The following is a 22,591-nucleotide window of genomic DNA, read 5'->3' as shown; positions in this document are numbered from 1 at the left end:
GGATGATGGCGCGGCCATGTCTGCCCCCCACGGCCGCGCCGGAGCCGATCTGCGGATACTGCGGGCCGCGGTCTTCACCGCGGTCTGCGTCGTGCTGTCCGCGGGCGGGCACATGCTCGCCTCCTGCACGACCGTGCCGCTGTGGACGGTGGGCGTGGGCTGCGCGGCGCTGTTCGCCGTGGTGGCGCCGCTGGCCGGGCGGGAGCGGTCGCTGCCGGGCATCACGGCGGTCCTGGGCCTCGGCCAGCTCGCGCTGCACGCGCTCTTCGCGTTCGGGCAGCGCACCACCCCCCAGACACCCATGGCCCCGAGGACCGGCGGCTCCGAGGACGGGGTGACCGCCCTGGCCGGAAGGCTGCTGTGCGGCTCGGGCCCCGTCCGGCTGGACGCCGCCACGGCACACCGGATCGTCAGCCACGCCGGACTCGACCCCGCCGCGGCGCACCTGGCGCCGTCCGGGCCGACCCCCGAGGCCGCGCACCCGGCGACCCTGCTGCCATCGCTGCCGATGGTGCTGGGGCATCTGCTCGCCGCCCTCGCCATCGGCTGGCTGCTGCGGCGCGGCGAGGTGGCCGTGTGGCGGGCGGTGCGGCTGTCGGCGGACGGGGCGCGCGGGGTCGCGGAGGCCGCGCTCGTACGGGCGCTGCGCGCCGCGCTGCGGCTGGTACACGCGCTGCGCGCCGGTCAGCACGAGCCGCACGGTGCTTCCGTGCGCCGGCCGCGCACGCCCGGGCAAGACGATGACGGCGCCGGCGCCGGCGCCAAGACCTTCGAACTCCAGCACAGTGTGATCAGGCGGGGCCCGCCACGCTTCACCCTCGCGGCTTGACCGACGCGGCGCACTCCGGCGGGGCCGGGGGCGTTCGTGCTGTCGCCGCACGCGCGCCACACACCCACCCTGATTCATTCCTGTCCACGGAGTGTCTTGTCATGAACGCCATGCGTCTTCGCCGTCTTCGCCGTCTTCCGATGATGGGCGGCCTCGCAGCGGGAGCCCTGGTAATGCTCGCGGCCACCCCCGCCTTCGCGCACGTCAGCGTGCAGCCGGGCCAGGCCGACCAGGGCAGCTACAGCACCATCGCCTTCAAGGTGCCCAACGAGAAGGACGACGCCTCGACCATCAAGCTCGAGGTAACCCTGCCCGCCGACCACCCGCTGGCCTCGGTGATGGCGCAGCCGGTGCCCGGCTGGGACGTGAAGCTCACCAAGACCAAGCTCGCCAAGCCGGTCGAGGCCCACGGCGAGAAGATCACCGAGGCGGTCACCAAGGTCACCTGGAGCGGCGGCAAGATCGAGCCGGGCACCTTCCAGCAGTTCCCGCTCTCGGTCGGCGAACTGCCCCACGACGCCGACCAACTGGTCTTCAAGGCTCTCCAGACGTACGACGACAAGGAGGTCGTGCGCTGGATCGAGACGCCCAAGGAGGGGCAGCCGGAGCCCGAGAACCCGGCGCCGGTGCTCAAGCTCGTCAAGCCGGCCGAGGGCTCCGACGAGCACGGCTCCGGCACCTCGGGCGACACGGGCAGCGGCGCCGAGAACGCGAAGGCCGAGAAGACCGAGAAGACCGCGTCCGCCTCCAGCGGCGACAGCAGCGACACCACCGCCCGTGTGCTGGGCATCGCGGGCATCGTCGTCGGCGCCGTCGGCGTCGCCTTCGGCGTACTCGCCGGCCGCCGCCGCAACGTCTGAGCCCGCCCGCCCCTGAAAAAGAGGGCCCTGAGGGGTGGTGGGCCCGTGTGCCCGCCACCCCCGCACCACCGAACCATCTTTTGTCTTCTTCGGAGAACGACTCCATGCGCACCAAATCCCTGGGCGCGGCCCTTGCCACCGCCGCCGCGCTCACCCTCACCGCCTGCGGCAGCTCCGGCGACGGCGACAGAACAGAGAAGGCCGCCGATGTCTCCGGCGGCACCAAGCCCGGTCAGGCGATCGTCCTCGACCAGCCCAAGGCCAAGCCCGATCTGGTCCTGACCGACACCGACGGCAAGAAGTACGACCTGCTGAAGGAGACCAAGGGCAAGCCCACCCTGATCTACTTCGGCTACACCTACTGCCCGGACGTCTGCTCCCTGGTCATGAGCAACATCGGCATCGCGGAGAAGAAGCTCCCCAAGGCCGAGCGCGACAAGCTCCAGGTCGTCTTCGTCACCACCGACCCCGGGCGGGACACCCCCAAGCGGATGCGCTCCTGGCTGGACGGCCAGGGCGGTCAGGACTTCGTGGCCCTGACCGGCGACTTCGACACCATCCAGGCCGCCGCGCGGCCGCTGGGCATCCTCGTCGAGAAGCCGAAGAAGGAGAAGGACGGCAGCATCACCGTCAACCACGGCGCCGAGGTGATCGCCTTCTCCCCCAAGGACGACAAGAACCACTGGCTCTACACCACGGAGACCACGGCCGACCAGTACGTCAAGGACCTTCCCAAGATCATCAAGGGGCAGAACCCGTGATGCGGACGGGGAGCGGGACGGCGACCGGCGCGCGGCGGACGGCCGCCGCCGCGCTGGTCCTCGGCCTGTCCGCCGTCCTCGCCGCCTGTGGCGGCCAGGACGGCGGCGGCGACCGCCCGAAGCTGTCCGCCAGCGGCGCATACGTACCCCAGCCGCCGACGCCCGACATGGCCGCGGGCTACGTGACGGTGATCAACAAGGGCGGCGCCGACGACGAGCTGACCTCCGTCACCACCCCGCTGGCCGCCAAGGTCACCATGCACACCACCACCGGCACCCAGATGAAGCAGGTGCGATCGCTGAAGGTCCCGGCGGACGGCGAGCTCAAGCTGGCCACCGGCGGAGATCATCTGATGCTGACAAATCTGACCCACAAGCCGAAGGTCGGTGACAGGGTCAGTTTCACGCTGCATTTCGCCTCCTCCGACCCCATCGAGATCAAGGTCCCGGTCGAGCCGACGACGTACCGCCCCAAGGACTGACGCCCGATGACCTCGCTCACCCCCTCCCTGACCAGGTTGACGACCAGGCGGCTGCTGTCGGTCTGCGGTGCCCTGCTGGCCGCGCTGCTGTGCGCGCTGAGCTTCGGCGCGTCCCCCGCGGCCGCGCACGCCGCGCTCACGGCGACCGACCCGGCCGACGGCGCGGTGGTCAAGACCGCGCCCGCGCAGGTGCGGCTCACCTTCTCGGAGGGGGTGCTGCTGTCCCGCGACTCGGTGCGCGTCCTCGACCCGAAGAGCAACCGGGTGGACACCGGCAGCCCCGCCCATGTGGGCGGCAAGTCGTCGACCGCCGCCGTCTCGCTGCACTCCGGGCTGCCCGACGGCACGTACACGGTGGCGTGGAAGGTGGTCTCGGAGGACAGCCACCCGGTGGCCGGGGCGTTCACCTTCTCCATCGGGGCGCCGTCCAAGACGACGGCGAAGGTCCCCTCGGACGCGGGCGCCGACGGCACGGTCGAGACGCTGTACGACATCGGGCGGTACGCCGCCTACGGCGGCTTCGCCGCGCTCGTCGGCGGCTGCGTCTTCGCCGGGGTGTGCCGCTCCTCGCGGCCGGTCCAGAAGCTCGCCGTCGGCGGCTGGGTGACGCTCTTCTCCGCGACCCTGCTGCTGTTGCTGCTGCGCGGCCCGTACGCGAACGGCGACGGCATCGGCAGGGTCTTCGACCTCGGCGGCCTGGGCGATGTGCTGTCCACCAAGCCGGGCGCGGCGCTGTTGTCGCGGCTGCTGCTGCTCGGCGCGGCGGCGCTCTTCCTGGCCGTTCTCTTCGGCTCGTACGCGCGCCGCGCCGCGGACGAGGACCAGGGGCGACGCCAGGACCTGGCCTTCGGGCTCGCCTTCGGCGGCACCGTCCTCTCCGTGGGCATCGCCGCGACCTGGGCGATGGCCGAGCACGCCTCGGTCGGCATCCAGGCCACGGTCGCGATGCCGGTCGACGTGGTCCACCTGCTCGCCGTGGGGGTGTGGCTGGGCGGCCTGGGGGCGCTCGTGGCCACGCTGCGCGCGGGGGAGCCGATCGGGCGGGCGGCCGTGCGCCGCTTCTCGCGGCTGGCCTTCGTCTCGGTCGTCGTTCTCGTCCTGACCGGCGTCTACCAGTCGTGGCGGCAGGTCGGCTCCTGGGACGCGCTGACCGACACCGAATACGGGCGCTGGCTGCTGATCAAGGTCGGCCTTGTGGCGGTGCTCCTGGCCATCGCCTCCTTCTCGCGCCGCTGGACGGGCCGCCTCGTGGACGGACCTGAGGAGACGGCCGACGAGACGAACAGCGAGAAGATCGCCGACGAGGAAAAGGGCGAAGAGGGCAAGGGCGAGACGGCCGCCGACCCCGTGCGCACCGCCCAGCTCGCCCGCCAGAAGGCCGCGGTCGCCAAGGCCGCCACCCTGCGCGCGCGCTACGGCGACCTCGCGCGCGGCTCGCTGTACCGCTCCGTGCTGGCCGAGACGGTCGTGGCCGTCGTGCTGCTCGCCGTCGCCACCGTGCTCAGCACGACCCAGCCCGGCCGGGCCGCGAGCGCCGTCGCGAGCGCGAAGGCCGGCGGCGCGGCCGTGAGCACCAGCCCCGCCGTCGACCCGATCAGCATCGAGATCCCGTACAACACCGGGCCCAAGAGCGGCCGCGGCAAGGCGATCTTCATGCTGGACCCGGCCCTCCCCGGCGACAACCTGATCCATGTCTTCACCTTCGACCTGGCCGACCGGCCCGTGGACGCGCCGGAGGCAAAGGTGACCCTGACGCTCCCGAGGAAGAACATCGGCCCCCTGTCCGTGCCGCTGGAGCACGTCGCCATCGGCCACTGGAGCGCGAAGAGCTTCCAGCTGCCCATGGGCGGCACCTGGCGGCTCGCCCTGACCGTACGGACCTCCGACATCGACCAGGTGACGGAGACCAGGACCCTGAAGATCGGCCAATGAGCAAGACCCCGAACACCCAGCACACCCAGCCGGAATCACCGTCCCCCATCTCCCGGCGCCGCCTGCTGGGCACGGCCGGCGCCGTCGGCGCGGCCGGGCTCGTCGCGGGCGGCGCGGCCGGCGCGTACGCCACCGAGACGGTGCGCGGCGACCCCGACCCGCTCAGCTCCGTCGGCTCGACCACCGTGCCCTTCCACGGCGCGCGCCAGGCGGGCATCACCACCCCCCTCCAGGCGCGCGGCCACCTCGTCGCCCTCGACCTGGTGCCCGGCGCGGACCGCAAGGCGGTCGCCGCGCTGCTGCGCCGCTGGTCGAAGACGGCCGAGGAGCTGACCGCGGGCAAGGCGCCGGCCGACGACACGGGGATCGCGCTGGACGCGGGCCCGGCGTCGCTGACCGTCACCTTCGGCTTCGGCCGCACCTTCTTCGGCAAGGTGGGGCTGAAGGACCGGCTGCCCGAGGCGCTGGCCCCGCTGCCCGACTTCTCGGCGGATGTGCTGGACCTGAAGCGCAGCAACGGCGACCTGTGGCTGCAGATCGGCGCGGACGACGGGCTGGTCGCCTTTCACGCGCTGCGCGCGCTGCAGCGCGAGGCCCGGGAGGTGGCCCGGGTGCGCTGGCAGATGAACGGCTTCAACCGGACGCCCGGCGCGACCTCCCGCCCCATGACCGCCCGCAATCTCATGGGGCAGATCGACGGCACCAACAACCCCAAGCCCACCGACGACGACTTCGACCAGCGGATCTTCGTCCCGGCGAAGGGGCAGCCGGCCTGGATGGCGGACGGCTCGTACGCGGTGGTGCGGCGGATCCGGATGCTCCTGGACTCCTGGGACCACCTCTCCCTGGAGCGGCAGGAGCGGGTGATAGGCCGCCGCAAGTCGGACGGCGCCCCGCTGTCCGGCGGCACCGAGACCACACCGGTCGAGCTGGCCAAGGTGAACGCGGACGGGTCGCTGGCCATCGCGGGCGACGCGCATGTACGGGTCGCCGCGCCCGCCTCCAACCAGGGCGCGGCGATGCTGCGCCGCCCCTTCTCGTACCACGACGGCTTCCGCGAGGACGGCGCGCCGGACGCCGGGCTGCTGTTCGTCGCCTGGCAGGCCGACCCGATGAAGGGCTTCGTTCCGGTGCAGCGGAAGCTGGACCGGGGGGACGGGCTGTCGCGTTTCCTGCGGCACGAGACGAGCGCGCTCTTCGCGGTGCCGGGCGGCTGTGCCCCGGGGGAGTACGTCGGTCAGGCACTCTTGGAAGCGTGAACCGCGGGCGTCAGGAGTCGGACGCTGGGTATCGTGGCGGTTCTCGTCTGTTCCAGGGAGTCAGCGTGATGTCGGCCAGTGTTTATACCTACCTCGGTCCCGAAGGCACCTTCACGGAGGCCGCGCTGCGATCGCTGCCCGAGGCCGCCACGCGCGAGCTGACCCCCATGGTCTCGGTGCCGACGACGCTGGACGCCGTGCGGTCGGGGGCGGCGGCGGCCGCGCTGGTCCCGATCGAGAACTCGGTGGAGGGCGGCGTGACCGTCACGCTCGACGAGCTCGCCACCGGCGCACCGCTGATGATCTACCGCGAGGTGCTGCTGCCGATCGCCTTCGCGCTGCTGGTGCGGCCGGGCACCGAGCTCACCGACGTGAAGACGGTGACCGGCCATCCGGTGTCCCAGCCGCAGGTCAGGAAGTGGCTGACGGCGAATCTGCCGAACGCCGTATGGGAGTCGGCCGCCTCGAACGCGGACGGGGCCCGGCTGGTACAGGAGGGGCGCTACGACGCGGCGTTCGCCGGTGAGTTCGCGGCGGCGACGTACGGGCTCACTCCCCTGGTGAGCGGCATCCACGACGCGGAGAACGCGACGACCCGCTTTGTGCTGGTCGGCCGCCCGGCGCGGCCCGCGGCCCGCACCGGCGCGGACAAGACGTCCGTGGCGATCTGGCTCGGCGACGACCACCCGGGTGCGCTGCTGGAACTGCTGCAGGAGTTCGCGGCGCGCGGGGTCAACCTGGTGCGCATCGAGTCTCGCCCGACGGGTCAGGGCATCGGCCGCTACTTCTTCTCGGTGGACCTCGAGGGGCATATCACGGACCGGCGGGTCGCCTCTGCCCTGATGGGGCTGAAGCGGATCTGCCCGGGTGTGCGGTTCCTGGGCTCCTACCCGCGGGCGGGGTTCGAGCCGTCGGAGATGTCCCCGCTGCGGCACGGGACCTCGGACGAGGACTTCGCGGCGGCGGAGGAGTGGCTGGCCCGCTGCCAGGACGGCCGGGCCTGACGGGACAGCCGGGCCTGACAGAGTTATCCACAGGCATGGGGCGCGGCTGGGGACAAGTCGACACGCCAACCCGGCGTAATCGACATATCACCCAGCTCGCCTCAACCCACGTACCATCACATCTATCGCTCGCGTCAGCACTTTTCTCGTGGCCGACGCTCCGGTGTGAGCAAATCCCACCCGAAAGAGTGTGTGAACGAGGTTTGGGTGGGGAATTCCTCGCCGAGCACTTCGCGTACCAGATGATCAGCCCGACATCCACAGAACTCACACACAGCCTGTGGATAACTCGGGCCGGATCCACCCCCGCCTGTGGACAACGCGAGGCCAACTTCCCGTTCGCACAAGGAAAGCCAGTCGCCCATCCCCACCTCTACGCCCCTTTGCCCCTTTGCTCCGCCATCCCTTCAGGGAACGCGCGCCCTTTTATCGGCGAGGCACACGGGTGCACACCGGTAACCTGGTGGGGTGATTGACCTTCGCCTGCTCCGTGAGGACCCCGACCGTGTGCGCGCCTCCCAGCGCGCCCGTGGAGAGGACGTCGCCGTCGTCGACGCCCTGCTCTCCGCCGACGAGCGGCGCAGGTCGTCCAGCGTCCGCTTCGACGAGCTGCGCGCCGAGCAGAAGGCGCTCGGCAAGCTCATCCCCAAGGCCTCCGGCGAGGAGAAGGCGGAGCTGCTGAAGAAGGCGGGCGAGCTGTCCGCCGCGGTGAAGGCCGCCGACGCCGAGCAGGATCAGGCCGCGGAGGAGACCCAGCGGCTGCTGCTCCAGCTCGGCAATCTGGTCCACCCGGACGTGCCCGTCGGCGGCGAGGACGACTTCGTCGTCCTGGAGACGGTCGGCACCCCGCGCGACTTCGCGGCCGAGGGCATCACCCCCAAGGACCACCTGGAGCTCGGCGAGCTGCTCGGCGCCATCGACACCGAGCGCGGCGCCAAGGTGTCCGGCTCGCGCTTCTACTACCTGACGGGCGTCGGCGCGCTGCTCGAGTTCGCGCTGGTCAACGCCGCGATCGCGCAGGCCACCGCGGCGGGCTTCACTCCCGTCCTCACCCCCGCCCTGGTCAAGCCCAAGGCCATGGAGGGCACCGGCTTCCTCGGCCAGGCCGCGGAAGACGTCTACCACCTCGACAAGGACGACCTCTTCCTGGTCGGCACCTCCGAGGTGCCGCTGGCCGCGTACCACATGGACGAGATCCTGGACGCGTCCCAGCTGCCGCGCCGCTACGCCGGGTTCTCCTCCTGCTTCCGCCGCGAGGCCGGCTCGTACGGCAAGGACACCCGTGGCATCTTCCGGGTGCACCAGTTCGACAAGGTCGAGATGTTCGTCTACACGACGCCGGAGGAGGCGGAGGCCGAGCACCAGCGGCTGCTGGAGTGGGAGAAGCAGTGGCTGACCTCGCTCGAGCTGCCGTTCCGGGTGATCGACCTGGCCTCCGGCGACCTGGGCGCCTCGGCGACGCGGAAGTTCGACTGCGAGGCGTGGATCCCGACGCAGGGCAAGTACCGCGAGCTGACCTCGACCTCCAACACGACCGAGTTCCAGTCGCGTCGGCTGTCGATCCGGATGCGCGAGGGCAAGCGGGTGCGCCCCCTGGCGACGCTGAACGGCACGCTGTGCGCGGTCACGCGCACCATCGTCGCCCTCCTGGAGAACCACCAGCAGGCCGACGGCTCGGTGCGGGTGCCCGAGGCCTTGCGTCCGTATCTGGGCGGGCGTGAGGTCCTGGAGCCGGTCGCCCGATGAGCGACACCCCCTCGGTGCCCCTGCCCTTTTCGCTCATCGCCACCGACCTCGACGGCACCCTGCTGCGCGGCGACCACACGGTCTCCGCGCGCACCAGGGCGGCGCTCGCCGCGGCCACCGCGGCGGGCGCGGCGCATATCGTGGTCACCGGGCGGACGGTGCCGGTGGCCCGGGGCATCCTCGACGACCTCGACTACCAGGGGCTCGCGGTGTGCGGGCAGGGCGCGCAGGTCTACCACGCGGGCGAGCACCGGCTGCTGACCTCCGTGACGCTGGACCGGCAGCTGGGCGCTCTGGCGCTGGAGAAGATCGAGGCGGAGATCGGCCCGCTGTTCCTGGCCGTGGCCCGCGACGGGCTCGACGGCAAGGTGCTCTTCGGGGCCGGCTATCGGGTGCACCCGGCGGAGCGGGCGGCCCGGTCGCTGGAGGACCGGGCCGACCTGTGGTCCGCCCCCGTCAGCAAGCTCTATATCCAGCACGCGCGGCTGAGCGACGACGAGCTGGCCGAGGCGGCGCGTACGGCCGCGGGCGGCCTGGTGGGGGTGACCGTGGCGGGCGAGGGCCTGGTGGAGCTGTTGCCGCTGGGGCTGACCAAGGCGACGGGCCTGTCGCTGGCCGCCCGCCGCCTCGGGCTCACCGCCGAGGACACCATCGCCTTCGGCGATATGCCCAATGACATAGCGATGCTCCGCTGGGCGGCCCACGGCGTGGCGATGGCGGACGCCCACGAGGAGCTCAAGGCCGTCGCCGACGAGGTCACCGCGTCCAACGAGGAGGACGGTATCGCCCTCGTCCTGGAGCGGCTGTTCAGCCCAGGGCCTTGACCGCCTGGTAGTACGTCCAGGCGGTGCTGTTGCAGGCGGTCTTCGACGCCCCGCTGTAGCCGTTGCACACCCGCTTGAGGTCTTCGTAGAAGGCGCTGTCGATGCGGGCCTTGTTCGCGCTGAAGGTGCCCATGGCCTTGTAGTTGCGGTAGCCGAAGTCATGCCGGGCGCAGGCGGTCTTGTACGGGAAGCCGAAGGGGTTGTCGGGGGACTTGCTGCAGTAGTCGGTCGACCAGTCGAACTGGTACGCGGACCAGGCGCCCTGGTTGTTGCGGGCCGCGAGCCAGGCGTTGTAGCTGCTGGCGCTCGTCTGGGTCCAGCTGGAGAGCACCTGCGGCTTGTCCGCGGGGGCGGCGTGGGCGGGCCCGGAGAGGGCCACGGTGGCAGCCGCGGCGACCGCGGTGGCGGCAAGGCTCGTGGCAAGGCGACGCATCGGTTCCTCCGATGTCTCTGACGGGACTTCAACAAGCCCGTAAGGAAGGGGAGATGGAACGAGTACGAGGAGTTGCGCTGGTGCACGCCAAGGGTTCGACAGGTCCCTGACAATCGTCAAGATTTATTGAGTCGTCTGCTTGAACAGAGTTCAGCGGACAGGAGTTGGGATCTTCCTCCAAGTAACCCTGGTGACCCAGGTTTCAGCGCCCCGGTCAGGAAACGCGCCGCGCCGGGCCGCGCGGTGAGGACGGCAGCGGCCCCGGCCCCTTGACCTGGCGGATCATCGGGGAGGTCTCCATGGACAGCACACCGGGCAGCGCCGCGACCCGCGTGGTCAGGTACTGATACAGGGCTTGGACGTCCCGGCACACCACGACCGCGAGCAAGTTGTGCCGGCCCGTGGTCGCGCAGACGAAGGCCGCCTCCGGGTGCTCCGCCACCGCCTGCCCGGCGGCGGCGAGGTCGGCCGGCAGCACCGACAGCCACAGCACGGTCGTGGAGCCATGGCCGAACCTCCGGGGCTGGTAGTCGACATCGAAGTACAGGACGCCGTCGGCCCGCAGCTCCGCCAGCCGACGGCGTACCGTCGACTGCGACCAGCCCGTGGCCGCCGCCAGCTCGGCAAGACCCGCGCGCCCGTCGCGCGCCAGCACGGCCAGCAGCTGCCGGTCGCCGTCGTCCAGCCGGGCGCGGCCGCCCGAAGGACGTACGGGGACGGCCAGCCGCTCGATCTGCCGGGGCGTCAGCATGCCCGACTTGCTGATCAGCCCCTGCGGTCCGCCGAAGTACTCATGGAGCACACAGTGCGCGACCACGCCCACCACCCGCGGGGTGCTCGGCAGCTTGCGCAGCAGCAGCGCGTCGCTGTCCTCGCCGGACGCCGCGCGGGTGACGGCGACAATCTCGGTGCCGCCGGACATCAGGCTCACCCAAGAGGTGTCAGGGCGGCGGGCCAGCGCCTCGGCCACCGCCACGGCCGCGTCCGGGGCGCACTGCACCCGCAGCAGCCACACCACTTCGCCGAGCGCGGCCCGGTCGGTGAGCCCCAGCACCCGGATGGCTCCGGCCGTGCGCAGCCGGGTGTAGCGGCGCGCCACGGTCTGGTCGGAGACGCCGAGCACCTCGGCGATCCGGCTGAACGGGGCCCGGCCGTCGAGCTGGAGGGCTTCGACCAGCTGTCGGTCCAGCTCGTCGAACACGTCGGAATTCACCGCAGAAGGCTAGCCGTTGTCGGATAGCGCCACAGACGCGGCGCCGGCTGGAGGGCATGCGGGCGGCTGACGGACTTTGGGGTCACGGGGGTACGGCGTCGGGCCGACCCCATTCTCTGTGGAACTCGGAGTAGTCATGCGGAGCAAATGGTGGCCGCTCGCGGCCATCACCCTGGGCAATTTCATGCTCTTGATCGACGTCACGATCGTGAACACGGCGCTGCCGGAGGTGGCGCAGGGCCTGGACGCCTCCTTCACCTCCCTGCAGTGGGTGATGGACATCTACGCGCTGGCGCTCGCCGCCCTGCTCATGGCCGCCGGATCGGCGGCCGACGTCTTCGGCCGGCGGCGGCTGTATCTGCTGGGGCTCACCGTCTTCGCGCTGTCCTCGCTGGCCTGCGGACTGGCTCCGGACAGCGGGGTGCTGATCGCCGCCCGCGCGGTGCAGGGCGTCGGGGCGGCGGCGATGTTCGCCACCAACACCCCGCTGCTGATGGCCACCTACAGCGGACGCGACCGCGGTGTCGCCTTCGGCGTATGGGGCGGCACCAGCGGGGCGGCCGCGGCGGTCGGCCCGATCCTGGGCGGGCTGCTCACCGAGTACGCCGACTGGCGGGCGATCTTCCTGGTCAACCTGCCGCTGACGGCGGTGGCGGTGTGGATCACGGTCCGTACGGTCGAAGAGTCGCGCGGCGCGGCCGGTGCACGGATCGACTGGCCGGGCGCCGCCCTCTTCACGCTGTGCGCCGGCGCGCTGACGTACGGGCTGATGCGGGGCGGCGAGGAAGGCTGGTCCGAGGGCGGCACGATCGCGTCGCTGGTGGTCTCCGCCCTCGCGCTGGCCGTCTTCGTCCTGGTGGAGCGCGGGTTGCGGCGGCCGCTGCTGGATCTGGCGCTGATGCGCCGCCCGACCTTCGTGGTGCTGATGGCGGCGGCCCTGCTGCTGCAGGCGGCGGCCTTCCCGTACCTCACCTACGTGGGGATGTGGCTGCAGTCGGTGCTCGGGCTCAGCCCGGTGCAGGCCGGGCTCGCGGTGACCCCGATGGCGGGGGTGGCGCTGGTCGTGGGAGCGGCGGGCGGACGGGTACTGGAGCGGGTCGCCCCGGGGCGCGCGCTCGGCGGCGGGCTGCTGCTGGTGGGCGCGGGGGCGCTGGTCACCGCCGTGCGGCTGACGCCCGACGCGGACTGGACGGCCTTCGTCCCCGGGCTGATGCTGAGCGGGCTCGGCATCGGTCTGGCCATGCCCGTCCTGGTGTCGGCGGCACTCGGCGCGGCTCCGCCGGAGCGGGCCGGAATGGCCAGCGGCGCCGTGAACACCTTCCGGCAACTGGGCTTCGCCCTCGGGATCGCGGTCCTGGGCACGGTGTTCGCGGCGCGGGTGCGGGACGTCGTCGAGGACAGCGGGGCCGTCCCGGCGCGCGCCGCCGGGCAGGCGGCCGAGGCGATCAGCGGCGGCCACGCCGACGCGGTGATCGCCGCCGCCCCGGCGGGACGTACGACGGCGGCCGAGCAGCTGGTGCGCGAGTCCTTCGCGGCGGGGCTCGACCGCATCTGCGTGATATCCGGGATCACCGCGCTGGCGGCGGGCCTGCTGGTGCTGGCCGTCGTCCGGGGCGGTCCGGGCGCGGCGGTGCGGTCCGGCGCCCCCGCGAAGAGCGCGCCCCCGGCCGAACCGGCCCGCACCTGAGCCCCCGGTTCACAGCTCGTCCGTAGCTGACGCAGGGCCGGTCGACAACTCCGCCCGTCAGGATCGCCTCATCGGCACCGACGAGGATCGGAGGATCGGAGGACGGCATGAGCGGCACGGTGGTTGTGAAGCGTACGTCGGGGTGGGCGCGGAAGCTGCGGGCACCGTGGACGGTGGCCTGTGTGGCGGCGACCGTGATGCTCGGCTCGTCCGCCACGGTGGCCTCGGCCCTGGACCAGGCCAACTCGGCCCCCCGACACGAGGCGATGGCGGTGGCCGCGCCGAGTGCGGCGGCCACCGCCGAGACCGGCGGCCGCTTCACGACCGCCCCGGCCCGCTGGCGTCCGTGAAGCCGTAACGCTCCCAGGCCGTGAGGCGGTGGGCCTGTCAGGTCACTCCTCGCCCGCGAGGGTCAAGGTGCGCAGCTTCCGGCCCGCGTACCAGGTCGCGGCCACCGTCACACCCAGCAGCAGCACCACAGCGGCGGGCAGGCCGACCTCCGAGGAGACCGCTCCGCTGTCGGCGACCTTCTGGGCGAGCGCGAGCGACCACTGCTGGACGCTGAGCTCACGGGCCCCGCCCACCAGGCTGCCGAACAGGGACTCCCACACAAGGGCGTAGACCAGACCCACGATCACCGCGTGCCGGGTGATGGTGCCCAGCAGCAGGAACATCGCGCTGTAGGTGATCGAGGCGACGGTGGCGGCGAGCGCGTAGGCGACCGCCAGCTGCTGGCCGTTCCCGTTGAGGACGTAGCCCGCCAGCAGGGTGGGCAGCGCCGAGAAGACGACCGTGACGCCGGTCGCGACGAGGAACTTGGTGAAGATGATCGTCGGCCGCTTGACGGGCTTGGCCAGCAGATAGACGACCGAGCCGTCGTCGATCTCCGGGCCGATCGCGCCCGTACCGGCGATCACCCCGATCAGCGGGACCATCGTGGCGAGCGCGAAGCCGCCGAGGACGGCGTCGGCGGTCTGGTCGTCGGCACCGGACAGCGCCCGTACGGCCACCGCGATGACCAGCAGCAGCCCGGGCAGGGTGAAGAGGATCAGCGCGCGGCGGCGGCCGAGCAGAGCCCGGTAGGTGAGCCGGGCAACGGTGGGATGGTAAAGGGAGGACATCGCTTCGAGGCTCCTTCCGGCCGCTCAGGCCGCGACGAGGTAGGAGAAGACGCTCTCCAGGGACTCGTCGGAGGGCGAGACCGTGAGGAGCCGGACGCCCAGATCGCGAGCGACCCGGGGCAGCAGTTCGGTGAAGCGGGTGAAGTCGACCGCCTGGATGTGCAGCCCGGCTTCGGGGCCCCCGCTCGCGTCCACCTCGATGCCCGCCGTGGAGTGGTCGGAGATGAGGGCGGCGGCGAGCGCGCGGTCGTCGCTGGAGCGCACCAGATAGCGGTGCGGACGGTCGGTCATCAGGCGGCGGATCTTGCGGAAGTCCCCGGAGGCCGCGTGCCGCCCGGCGACGATCACCTCGATGTGCGCGGCGAGCTGCTCGACCTCTTCCAGGATGTGCGAGGAGAACAGGACGGTACGGCCCTCGTCCCCCATGCGCCGCAGCAGGTCCATGAGTTGCATCCGCTGGCGCGGATCCATGCCGTTGAACGGCTCGTCGAGCAGCAGCACCGACGGCTCATGGACGAGCGCGGAGGCCATCTTCACCCGCTGCCGCATGCCCTTGCTGTAGGTGGCGATACGGCGGGAGCCCGCGAAGTCCATCTCGACCGTCTCCAGCGCCTTGCGGGCGGCGGCGCGGGGGTCGGGCAGGCCGTGCAGCTCGGCGTTGGCGATGACGAACTCGCGGCCGGTGAGGAAGTCGTACATCCCCTCGCGCTCGGGGACGATGCCGATCTGGCGGTAGGCCTGTTCATTGCGCCAGATGGTGTCCCCGTCCAGGGTGACGGAGCCGGTGGAGGGCGCCAGGAAGCCGCCCATCATGCCGATGAGGGTGGACTTGCCCGCGCCGTTGGGGCCGAGGAGGCCGGTGACACCGGGGCCGATGCTCATGGTCACGTCGTTGACGGCGACGACGTTCCCGAACCAGCGGGAGACATTGTCGATGGCGATCGTGGTCACAGCCCGACCTTTCGGTAGCGGCGCAGGAGCAGGCCGTAGGAGCCGGCGATCAGGCCGAAGAGGGCGAGGAGGAAGACGAGTCCGGCCCCGGTGCCGGGCCCGAATCCGCCGGGGTAGGCGGAGGAGGCACCGAGGAAGGCCGTCTGGACGCCGTCGACGATGGTGATCGGCGAGAACAGGCCGATCCAGCTGACCGCGTCGGTGTTGTTCTGGTCCCACGCGATGGCCTGCAGGGTGGACACCGCGCCGTAGGAGATGGTCAGTACGGCGATGACGGCCGCGACCCCGAAGCCCCGGCGCGGGGTGAGCGCGGCGATGACCAGGCTGATGCCGGCGAAGAGGAGCGAGAGCAGAAGCACGGAGACCAGTCCTTGCGCGAAGTCCTTCGTCTGGTCGGCGAAGTCCAGCTTGGCGAGCAGGGCACCCACGTACATGATCACCAGCGGGGCGGCGGTGAGGGCGAAGAGCGCGGAGGCCATGGCGGCGAACTTGGCCGTCACATAGTCCACCGCTTCGATGGGGCGGGAGAAGTAGAGCGGGATGGTCTTGAAGCGCAGGTCCCGGGAGACGGACTGGGGGGCCTGGGCCGCGGCGTACAGGCCGATGACGGCCTGCATGATGATCGCGTAACGCGTGTACTCGACGGGGAGTTTGTTCGCCTTGGTCGTCACGGCCACCGCGACGAGGATGAGGACGGGCACGCACATCACGGCGGCCAGCAGCATCGGCGCGACCTTGGACTTGGCGGAGCGGCCGAGGCCGTAGGCGCCGCGCAGGCTCTGGGCAAACAGCGAGCGGCGGGCGTAGGCGCGGCCCAGGCGCGGGCCGTCGTAGTGGCGGTAGCCGATGTTGTGAATGACATCGGCGCGCTGCGTGGTCGTGGTCTCAGGCGGCATCGGCGGCACCTCCACTTCCCTTCGATGTGCGGCTCCGCCGCGTGGCGTTTCCGTTCCTGTTTCCATCGGGCGCGTCGTCCTCGTCGTCGCGGAAGATCTCGGCGATACGGTGGCGGCGCTGCTCCATGCGGATCAGACCGAGGCCGAGCCCGGCGATGGTGTCCCGGACCGCGTCGTACGTCTCGTCGCCCGCGACGTCCACCAGCAGCACATGCCCGGAGGCGGGCGCGCCGTCACCGGAGCGGCCCGCGGGCTGGACCGTGAGCCCGGCCTCGGCGAGAGCGGCGCTCAGCGCGGCCGTACCGTCCGGGTGGGCGGTGGTGTCGGTCACCTCGATGGCGAGCGAGGCCGTGGCCTGGGTGAAGTCACGGGTGGAGCTGGAGCGCAGCAGCTTGCCGCCGTCGATGACGACGACGTGGTCGCAGGTGCGCTCCAACTCGCCGAGCAGGTGCGAGGTGACCAGGACCGAGATGCCGAAGTCGGTGTGGACCCGGCGGATCAGGCCGAGCATCTCGTCGCGGCCCGCCGGGTCGAGGCCGTTGGTGGGCTCGTCGAGCAGGACCAGCCGCGGGTCGTGGACCAACGCCTGGGCGAGCTTGACGCGCTGCTTCATACCGGTGGAGTAGCCGCCCATGGGGCGGTACCGCTCCTCGTAGAGCCCCACATGGCGCAGGGTGTCGGCGGTCCGCTCGCGGGCGGCGGCGGGCGGCAGCCCGGACATGCGCGCCATATGGACGACGAACTCGGTCGCCGAGACATCGGGCGGCAGGCAGTCGTGCTCGGGCATATAGCCCACCCGCTCGCGAATGGCGCTGCCATCCTTGGCCACATCGAGGCCCAGGACGGTGGCGCGCCCCTCGCTGGCGGGGGACAGCCCCAGCAGGATCTTGATCAAGGTGGACTTACCGGCCCCGTTGGCACCTACCAGGCCGGTGACGCCCGGCGTGATGTCGACGGAGAGCCGGTCGAGCGCGGTGACCCGGGGGAACCGCTTGCTCAGGCTTTCGGTAGCGATCACAGTCACGTATTCGACCGTAGTGGCGTGCGCCACAGCGGGCGTCAGTCCAGACGGCTGGTTTTCCCTAGTTCTCGGGTCTGACGTTCCCGTAAGGGACGGCACTTTCGACAGGGTCGGCCCTCGGGGCCCGCCCGTGGATGTTCCGAGTAACGGTTGCGAAGAGCCGCGTGTCAGTCACCCAAAGTGTCGGTCACTTGTGTGAAGATAGCCCTCATGTTTGGGGGAGGGAACAACAGACCGCCTGGTCAAGGCGGCAATGCAAGCCTGGCCGACCTGGTACGCCAGGAGACCGCCGCGCAGTTGTCGGAGCGGGAGAAGTGGGCTGCGCTGCGGAAGGCGCGGCTGTACTTCCAACGCCCGGAGAACCCGGGATTCCTGGTCTCGGAGACAGCGGAGGCCGGCCCGCTGGTGCCGGTGTTCACCTCGGTCGAGGGCCTTGCGCGCTTCGCGGGTGCGTGCGGATGGGCCTCCACGACGGCGGAGGACCTGGTGGGGCTGTTGCCCGAGGGCGTACGGGCGTTGGTGGACCCGCTGGGCGAGCGCCCGTTCCTGCTGGACGCGCAGACGCTGCGCGACGCGGAGGGCCAGGAGGACGGGGACCAGGAGGAGGGGGCTGGCGATGGCGGATCCTGACGCGAGGAATGTGAACCGGGCCCCCAGCGAGGGCGGTCCGGACGGCAAGTACGGCGGCAATGAAGGTGCTGACGGGTACAAGATCGAGATCGCTGCGGTGAAGGCGCAGATCGTCCCGCTGGAGGAGTCGGTGGTCGCGGCCCGGGCGGTCAAGAACAGCCAAGAGAAGCTGACGGCCTATCTCCAGCACTGCGGCTCCCCCGAACTCCTGGAGTCGGGCAAGGGGTTCGTCAAGGAGTGGGGATTTGGCATGGGTGAGCTGGCGGACCATGCGGATGTGGTGGTGGAGCGGCTGTATGAGGCGGTGGCCGGTTACATGCTGGCGGATCTGATGCGGGTGAAGGACTTCTGGCCGTCGGACGCGAATATGGCCAAGCTGCCGAGCGGCGCGGCGGGTAAGTGGTCCTGGGAGCACGTGGGGGCGCCGGAGATGGAGAAGCGCCCGGGGGACACGGCGTTGGCGAAGTTCGCGCGTCAGGCGCTGGGTGAGTACGAGGACGAGTCCTGATGGCGGACACGGACGCGGGGCGGACCCCGCAGATACGGATACCTGCGGGCGCCAAGCCCAAGGACCTGATCCCCGGCAATCCCGATGACGTCGACGACCTGGTGCTGGAGCTACGCGCGTATGCGGGCGCCTTCCAGGACGGCAAGGACAAGCTGCGGCCGATGGACCTGGAGGACTGGCAGGGCAGGGGCGCGGGTGAGTTCCGGAAGGCGGTTGACCGGCTGCCGAAGGAACTGACCTCGGGGCACGATCAGTTCACGCACGCGGCAAGTGCGTTGGCGGCGTACGCCACGAAGCTGCGGTCGGTGCAGAAGCGCTGTGAGCCGATCATCGAGGACGCGGATGCGGCGCGGGCGGCGTCCAAGGCGCACAACAAGAAGGTCGAGTCCTACAACGACGCGGTGACGCGAGGCGATGAGCAGCTGCCGGAGAAACCTGCGGACACCGACCCGGGTATCGGCGCGATGGAGGACTGTGTCGGTCGGCTGGACAAGCTGATCGAGGAGCTTCAGCTGGTCGTCGACGCGTCGAAGAAGAAGATCGACAAGGCGGCGGAGAAGGCCCCGAACAAGCCGAGCAACTGGGAGAAGTTCGGCGAGGGAGTCAAAGACGGGCTGTGGAAGGCCCACTACGGCATCCTCGGCCTGGCCGAGCTCCCTGCCTCGCTGGTCAAAGGTGACCTCGGCGGCTTCGGCATGCAGTTGGCCGGCGTGGTGGACGGCGCGGCGTATGCGGCGGCGCACCCGAAGGAGTTCGCGAAGGCGGCCCTCAACTGGGAGATGTGGTCCAAGGACCCACTGCGCGCGGCAGGCGAGATCACCCCAGCGCTGCTGCTCGCCGTGGCCACGGGCGGTTCGAGCGTGCTGCGCAAGAAGCTGGACACGGGTGCGAGCGCGGCCGAACGTCTGGCGGCCCGCAAGAAGGCGCTCGGCCGGGACGGCGAGGCGCACGACCGGGCGGACCGTGAGGGCACGCACGACCGGTGCACAGGCGAAAAGTTCTGCGAGACCGACCCGGTCGACGTCGCAACCGGTGAGATGCTCATGTCGGCCACGGATGTGTCCCTGCCCGGGGCGCTGCCGCTGGTCCTGGAGCGCACCTTCGTCTCCGGTCACACCTGCGGCGGCTGGTTCGGCCGCACCTGGTCCGCCACCCTCGACCAGCGGCTGGAGCTGGACGCCGACGGGATCGTGTTCGTAGCGCCCGAGGGCATGGTGCTGCGCTACGGGGTCCCCCATCCCGAGGAGGACACCTACCCGGCGCGGGGCCCGCGCTGGCCGCTGCGCTGGGACGGCACGGCGGGCGGCACGATGCGGATCGAGATCCCCGAGCAGGGCCGCACCCTGTACTTCACACCCTTGGGTGGCGACGGCAACGAGCTCCCCCTCCAGATGATCGAGGACCGTAACGGCCGGTCCATCACCTTCACCTATGACGCGGACGGCACCCCGCTCGAGGTGGTGCACTCCGGCGGCTACCGCATCGCGGTCGACACGGACCCGGAGCTGCTGCGCATCACCGCGCTGCGCCTGCTGGGCGTCGGAGACGCCGAGTTGGGGACGACGCTGGTCTCCTTCGGCTACAACGGCGCGGGCGACCTGACCGAAGTCTTCAACTCCGCCGACGAGCCGATGCGGTTCACCTACGACGACCAGCACCGCATCACGTCATGGACCGACCGCAACGGCACCAGCTTCGGGTACGTCTACGACCACCGTGGCCGCGTGCTGCGCACCATCGGCTCGGACAACATGATGACCGGCCGTTTCCACTACGACGAGGCGTCCCACACCACCGTCTACACCGACTCGCTCGGCCACCGCATCACCTACGTCTTCGACGAGTCATACCGGGCGATAGCCCGCACCGACGCCCTGGGCCACACCACTCGCACCGAATGGGACGTACAGACGGGCCGCCTGCCGCTGTCGGTGACCGACCCACTGGGCCACACCACGCGCTACACGTACGACGACTCCCACAACCTCATACGCGTCGAACGCCCGGACGGCACGGCGGCCACGGCGACGTACAGCACATACGGCCAGCCGCTGGAGGTCCGAGAACCCGACGGCGCGGCCTGGCTCCACGCATACGACGACCGGGGGAACAGGGTCCGAACAACGGACCCCACGGGCGCGGCCACCCACTACACGTACGACGGCGCGGGCAATCTGACTTCCGTCACCGACCCTCTGGGCCACACCACAAGCGTCGTGTGCAACGACGCGGGCCTGCCGGTCGAGGTCACCGACGCCCTGGGCAACACCACCACCGTCCGCCGGGGCACCCACGGCCGCATCACCCGCATCACCGACCCCCTGGGCCACGTCACCCGCCAGGGCTGGACGATCGAGGGCAAGCCCTCCTGGCGCACCCGGCCGGATGGCACCCGCGAGAGCTGGACCTGGGACGCCGAAGGCAACCTCGTCGAACACACCGACGCGGCGGGGAACAGCACCCGCTACACCCACACCCACTTCGACTTGCCCGCGACGCGTACGGACCCGGACGGCGCGGCGTACGCCTTCACCTACGACACCGAGCTACACCTGACGACGGTCACGAACCCCCAGGGCCGGACGTGGATCTACACCTACGACGGGGCAGGCCAGGTCACATCCGAGACGGATTTCAACGGCCGCACCCTCACCTACGCCCACGACGCGGCGGGCCGCCTGATATCCCGGGAGAACGGCGCGGGCGAAACCCTCACCTACACCCGCGACACACTGGGCCGCACGATCGCGACGCGCACGGCGGACGGCACGGAGACGACGTTCGCGTATGACGCCGCGGGCCGCCTGGCGCAAGCGGCGAACCGGGACACGGAGCTGCGCCGCACGTATGACGCGCGGGGCAGGGTCCTGACCGAAACGGTCAACGACAAGACCACGACCTACACCTACGACCAGGCGGGCAACCGCACCGAACGGATCACCCCAAGCGGCCTGCGCGCGGAATGGTCGTACGACGCGACGGGCCGCCCCACAACGCTCACCACGGCGGACAACTCCCTGCACTTCGCCTACGACGCGGCGGGCCGCGAGACATCGCGCACGTTCGGCGACGACGTGGCGCTCTCCCAGACCTGGGACAGCCTGGACCGCCTGACGACCCAGGCCCTCACCTACGGCAATACTTCCACGCTGCTCCAGCACCGGGAGTACGCCTACCGCCCGGACGACCACCTCACCGAAATCCGCGAGCTGACCTCGGGCACCCGCCGCTTCGACCTCGACCCGGTCGGCCGCGTCACGGCAGTCCACGCCCACGGCTGGACCGAGACCTACGCCTACGACAGCGCAGGCAACCTCACCCACGCCACCGCCCCCGGCCACGAAGCCCCCGGCGACCGCCAGTTCACCGGCACGATCCTCCACCGCGTCGGCCGCACCACCTACGAACACGACGCCCAAGGCCGTCTCCTCCGCCGCACCCGCAAACTCCTCAACGGCCAGACCCGCACCTGGACCTACACCTGGAACGCCGAAGACCGCCTCACCCACGCCACCACCCCCAACGGCGAGGAGTGGACCTACACGTACGACCCCCTCGGCCGCCGCACCACCAAACAACGCCTGGCCGAGAAAGGAACAGTCGCCGACCAGATCCACTTCACGTGGGACGGCACCCGCCTGGCCGAACAAACCACGTCAGACGGCGTGGCCACAACCTGGGACTACGCCCCAGGAACCCACCGCCCCATATCCCAAACCGAGCGCCGAACCCCGCTGGATCCAATGGAGGTGGAAGCGTCATCCATCCTCCCCCTGGCCGACACCACCCCCCAAGCGGAGTACGACGCCCGCTTCCACGCCATCATCACCGACCTCGTCGGCACCCCCACCGAACTCGTCACCCCCGACGGCACCCTCGCCTGGCAACACCGCACCACCCTCTGGGGCACCCCCCTCCCCACCCCACCCAGCGCAGTCAACTGCCCCGTCCGCTTTCCCGGCCAATACGCCGACCCCGAAACCGGCCTCCACTACAACTACTTCCGCCACTACGACCCCGAAACCGCCCGCTACACCACCCCCGACCCCCTCGGCCTCGAACCAGCACCGAATCACCATGGGTATGTTGCCAATCCGCTGGAGTGGGCCGATCCTCTGGGGCTGAAGTGCATCAAGGTCACGTCCAGGATCAGCGATGACAAACTGCTGGTAGAAGCCGCCGAAAGGGCTGGGAAGGATCAGAGAGTACAACGCGACCTGGACAGCCTTGTAGCAAAATATAAGGAAGGCAACAAGAACCCTGGGATCGACAACAAGACCCTACCAGGATCGAGCATTCGATATCTTCGCGCACGTAGCGGAGCTCGCGTCTTCTTCCAGGAGACAGCCGACGGAATTGAAATTCTGGGCAAGGCAAGCAAGCAGAACGAGCAGAAAGTAATCAATCGCCTCATGGAACTCTACGGCCATTGAC

The 22,591-nt window shown here is 70.7% G+C and carries 20 protein-coding genes; 14 read left to right on the top strand and 6 right to left on the bottom strand.

Translation table 11 applies throughout. From position 1 onward, the window contains the following. Window positions 1-16 precede the first annotated feature (16 nt). The 9 genes from PV419_RS15435 to PV419_RS15395 all read left to right on the top strand — a co-directional run bounded on the left by PV419_RS15435 (window position 17) and on the right by PV419_RS15395 (window position 9,697). A complete protein-coding gene (locus tag PV419_RS15435; protein ID WP_319688946.1) occupies window positions 17-829 on the top strand; it encodes a hypothetical protein in 813 nt (270 codons plus the stop codon). A 101-nt stretch (window positions 830-930) separates the two neighbouring features. Continuing rightward, window positions 931-1,689 carry a YcnI family protein gene (locus PV419_RS15430; RefSeq protein WP_319688943.1) on the top strand — a complete coding sequence of 253 codons (759 nt, stop codon included), beginning with the start codon at window positions 931-933 and terminating at the stop codon, window positions 1,687-1,689. 104 nt (window positions 1,690-1,793) lie between these two features. Further along, window positions 1,794-2,450: an SCO family protein gene (locus tag PV419_RS15425; RefSeq protein WP_319688941.1), complete on the top strand. Its 657-nt coding sequence runs from the start codon at window positions 1,794-1,796 to the stop codon at window positions 2,448-2,450. Beyond that, on the top strand, window positions 2,450-2,932 hold the full coding sequence (locus PV419_RS15420; RefSeq protein WP_319688939.1) for a copper chaperone PCu(A)C: 483 nt from the start codon (window positions 2,450-2,452) through the stop codon (window positions 2,930-2,932). The genes PV419_RS15425 and PV419_RS15420 overlap by 1 nt, the downstream gene beginning before the upstream one ends. Window positions 2,933-2,938: 6 nt before the next feature. Beyond that, window positions 2,939-4,864, top strand: coding sequence for a copper resistance CopC/CopD family protein (locus PV419_RS15415; protein ID WP_319688937.1), 1,926 nt, complete (start codon window positions 2,939-2,941; stop codon window positions 4,862-4,864). Next, a complete protein-coding gene (gene efeB, locus PV419_RS15410; RefSeq protein ID WP_319688935.1) occupies window positions 4,861-6,123 on the top strand; it encodes an iron uptake transporter deferrochelatase/peroxidase subunit in 1,263 nt (420 codons plus the stop codon). The genes PV419_RS15415 and efeB overlap by 4 nt, the downstream gene beginning before the upstream one ends. Window positions 6,124-6,191: 68 nt before the next feature. Beyond that, window positions 6,192-7,127 carry a prephenate dehydratase gene (gene pheA / locus PV419_RS15405; protein ID WP_319688933.1) on the top strand — a complete coding sequence of 312 codons (936 nt, stop codon included), beginning with the start codon at window positions 6,192-6,194 and terminating at the stop codon, window positions 7,125-7,127. 468 nt (window positions 7,128-7,595) lie between these two features. Further along, a complete protein-coding gene (serS, locus tag PV419_RS15400) occupies window positions 7,596-8,873 on the top strand; it encodes a serine--tRNA ligase (protein ID WP_319688931.1) in 1,278 nt (425 codons plus the stop codon). Beyond that, entirely contained in the window at window positions 8,870-9,697 is an 828-nt protein-coding gene (locus PV419_RS15395) for a Cof-type HAD-IIB family hydrolase (RefSeq protein WP_319688930.1), read from the top strand. The genes serS and PV419_RS15395 overlap by 4 nt, the downstream gene beginning before the upstream one ends. On the opposite strand, the gene PV419_RS15390 is transcribed toward PV419_RS15395, so the two are convergent. Continuing rightward, on the bottom strand, window positions 9,681-10,130 hold the full coding sequence (locus PV419_RS15390) for a phospholipase (protein ID WP_089507339.1): 450 nt from the start codon (window positions 10,128-10,130) through the stop codon (window positions 9,681-9,683). The genes PV419_RS15395 and PV419_RS15390 overlap by 17 nt on opposite strands. A gap of 214 nt (window positions 10,131-10,344) precedes the next feature. Next, window positions 10,345-11,343 carry an Lrp/AsnC family transcriptional regulator gene (locus PV419_RS15385; protein WP_319688926.1) on the bottom strand — a complete coding sequence of 333 codons (999 nt, stop codon included), beginning with the start codon at window positions 11,341-11,343 and terminating at the stop codon, window positions 10,345-10,347. Window positions 11,344-11,479: 136 nt separating this feature from the next. Between PV419_RS15385 and PV419_RS15380 the strand changes: the two genes are divergently transcribed. Further along, a complete protein-coding gene (locus PV419_RS15380; RefSeq protein WP_319688924.1) occupies window positions 11,480-13,030 on the top strand; it encodes an MFS transporter in 1,551 nt (516 codons plus the stop codon). Window positions 13,031-13,137: 107 nt separating this feature from the next. Continuing rightward, window positions 13,138-13,380 carry a hypothetical protein gene (locus tag PV419_RS15375; RefSeq protein WP_319688922.1) on the top strand — a complete coding sequence of 81 codons (243 nt, stop codon included), beginning with the start codon at window positions 13,138-13,140 and terminating at the stop codon, window positions 13,378-13,380. 42 nt (window positions 13,381-13,422) lie between these two features. On the opposite strand, the gene PV419_RS15370 is transcribed toward PV419_RS15375, so the two are convergent. Genes PV419_RS15370 through PV419_RS15355 form a run of 4 tightly spaced genes read right to left on the bottom strand, consistent with a single transcriptional unit; the run spans window position 13,423 to window position 17,049 of the window. Beyond that, a complete protein-coding gene (locus tag PV419_RS15370) occupies window positions 13,423-14,151 on the bottom strand; it encodes an ABC transporter permease (protein WP_319688920.1) in 729 nt (242 codons plus the stop codon). Between the two features lie 24 nt (window positions 14,152-14,175). After that, a complete protein-coding gene (locus PV419_RS15365) occupies window positions 14,176-15,102 on the bottom strand; it encodes an ABC transporter ATP-binding protein (RefSeq protein WP_319688918.1) in 927 nt (308 codons plus the stop codon). After that, a complete protein-coding gene (locus tag PV419_RS15360) occupies window positions 15,099-15,998 on the bottom strand; it encodes an ABC transporter permease subunit (RefSeq protein WP_319688916.1) in 900 nt (299 codons plus the stop codon). The genes PV419_RS15365 and PV419_RS15360 overlap by 4 nt, the downstream gene beginning before the upstream one ends. Further along, a complete protein-coding gene (locus PV419_RS15355) occupies window positions 15,988-17,049 on the bottom strand; it encodes an ABC transporter ATP-binding protein (protein ID WP_415925307.1) in 1,062 nt (353 codons plus the stop codon). The genes PV419_RS15360 and PV419_RS15355 overlap by 11 nt, the downstream gene beginning before the upstream one ends. A 180-nt stretch (window positions 17,050-17,229) precedes the next feature. Here PV419_RS15355 and PV419_RS15350 point away from each other — a divergent pair, with 180 nt between their 5' ends. The 3 genes from PV419_RS15350 to PV419_RS15340 are packed head-to-tail and all read left to right on the top strand — an operon-like array spanning window position 17,230 to window position 22,590. Beyond that, window positions 17,230-17,649: an SseB family protein gene (locus PV419_RS15350; protein ID WP_319688914.1), complete on the top strand. Its 420-nt coding sequence runs from the start codon at window positions 17,230-17,232 to the stop codon at window positions 17,647-17,649. Beyond that, a complete protein-coding gene (locus PV419_RS15345) occupies window positions 17,636-18,157 on the top strand; it encodes a hypothetical protein (RefSeq protein ID WP_319688912.1) in 522 nt (173 codons plus the stop codon). The genes PV419_RS15350 and PV419_RS15345 overlap by 14 nt, the downstream gene beginning before the upstream one ends. Continuing rightward, complete coding sequence (locus PV419_RS15340; RefSeq protein ID WP_319688910.1) at window positions 18,157-22,590, top strand: putative T7SS-secreted protein; 4,434 nt, start codon at window positions 18,157-18,159, stop codon at window positions 22,588-22,590. The genes PV419_RS15345 and PV419_RS15340 overlap by 1 nt, the downstream gene beginning before the upstream one ends. Window position 22,591 lies beyond the last annotated feature (1 nt).

Origin of the sequence: Streptomyces sp. ME19-01-6, assembly GCF_033793745.1 — a bacterium.
Classification (GTDB): Bacteria; Actinomycetota; Actinomycetes; order Streptomycetales; family Streptomycetaceae; genus Streptomyces.
This window is presented reverse-complemented; position numbering and strand designations above follow the sequence as displayed.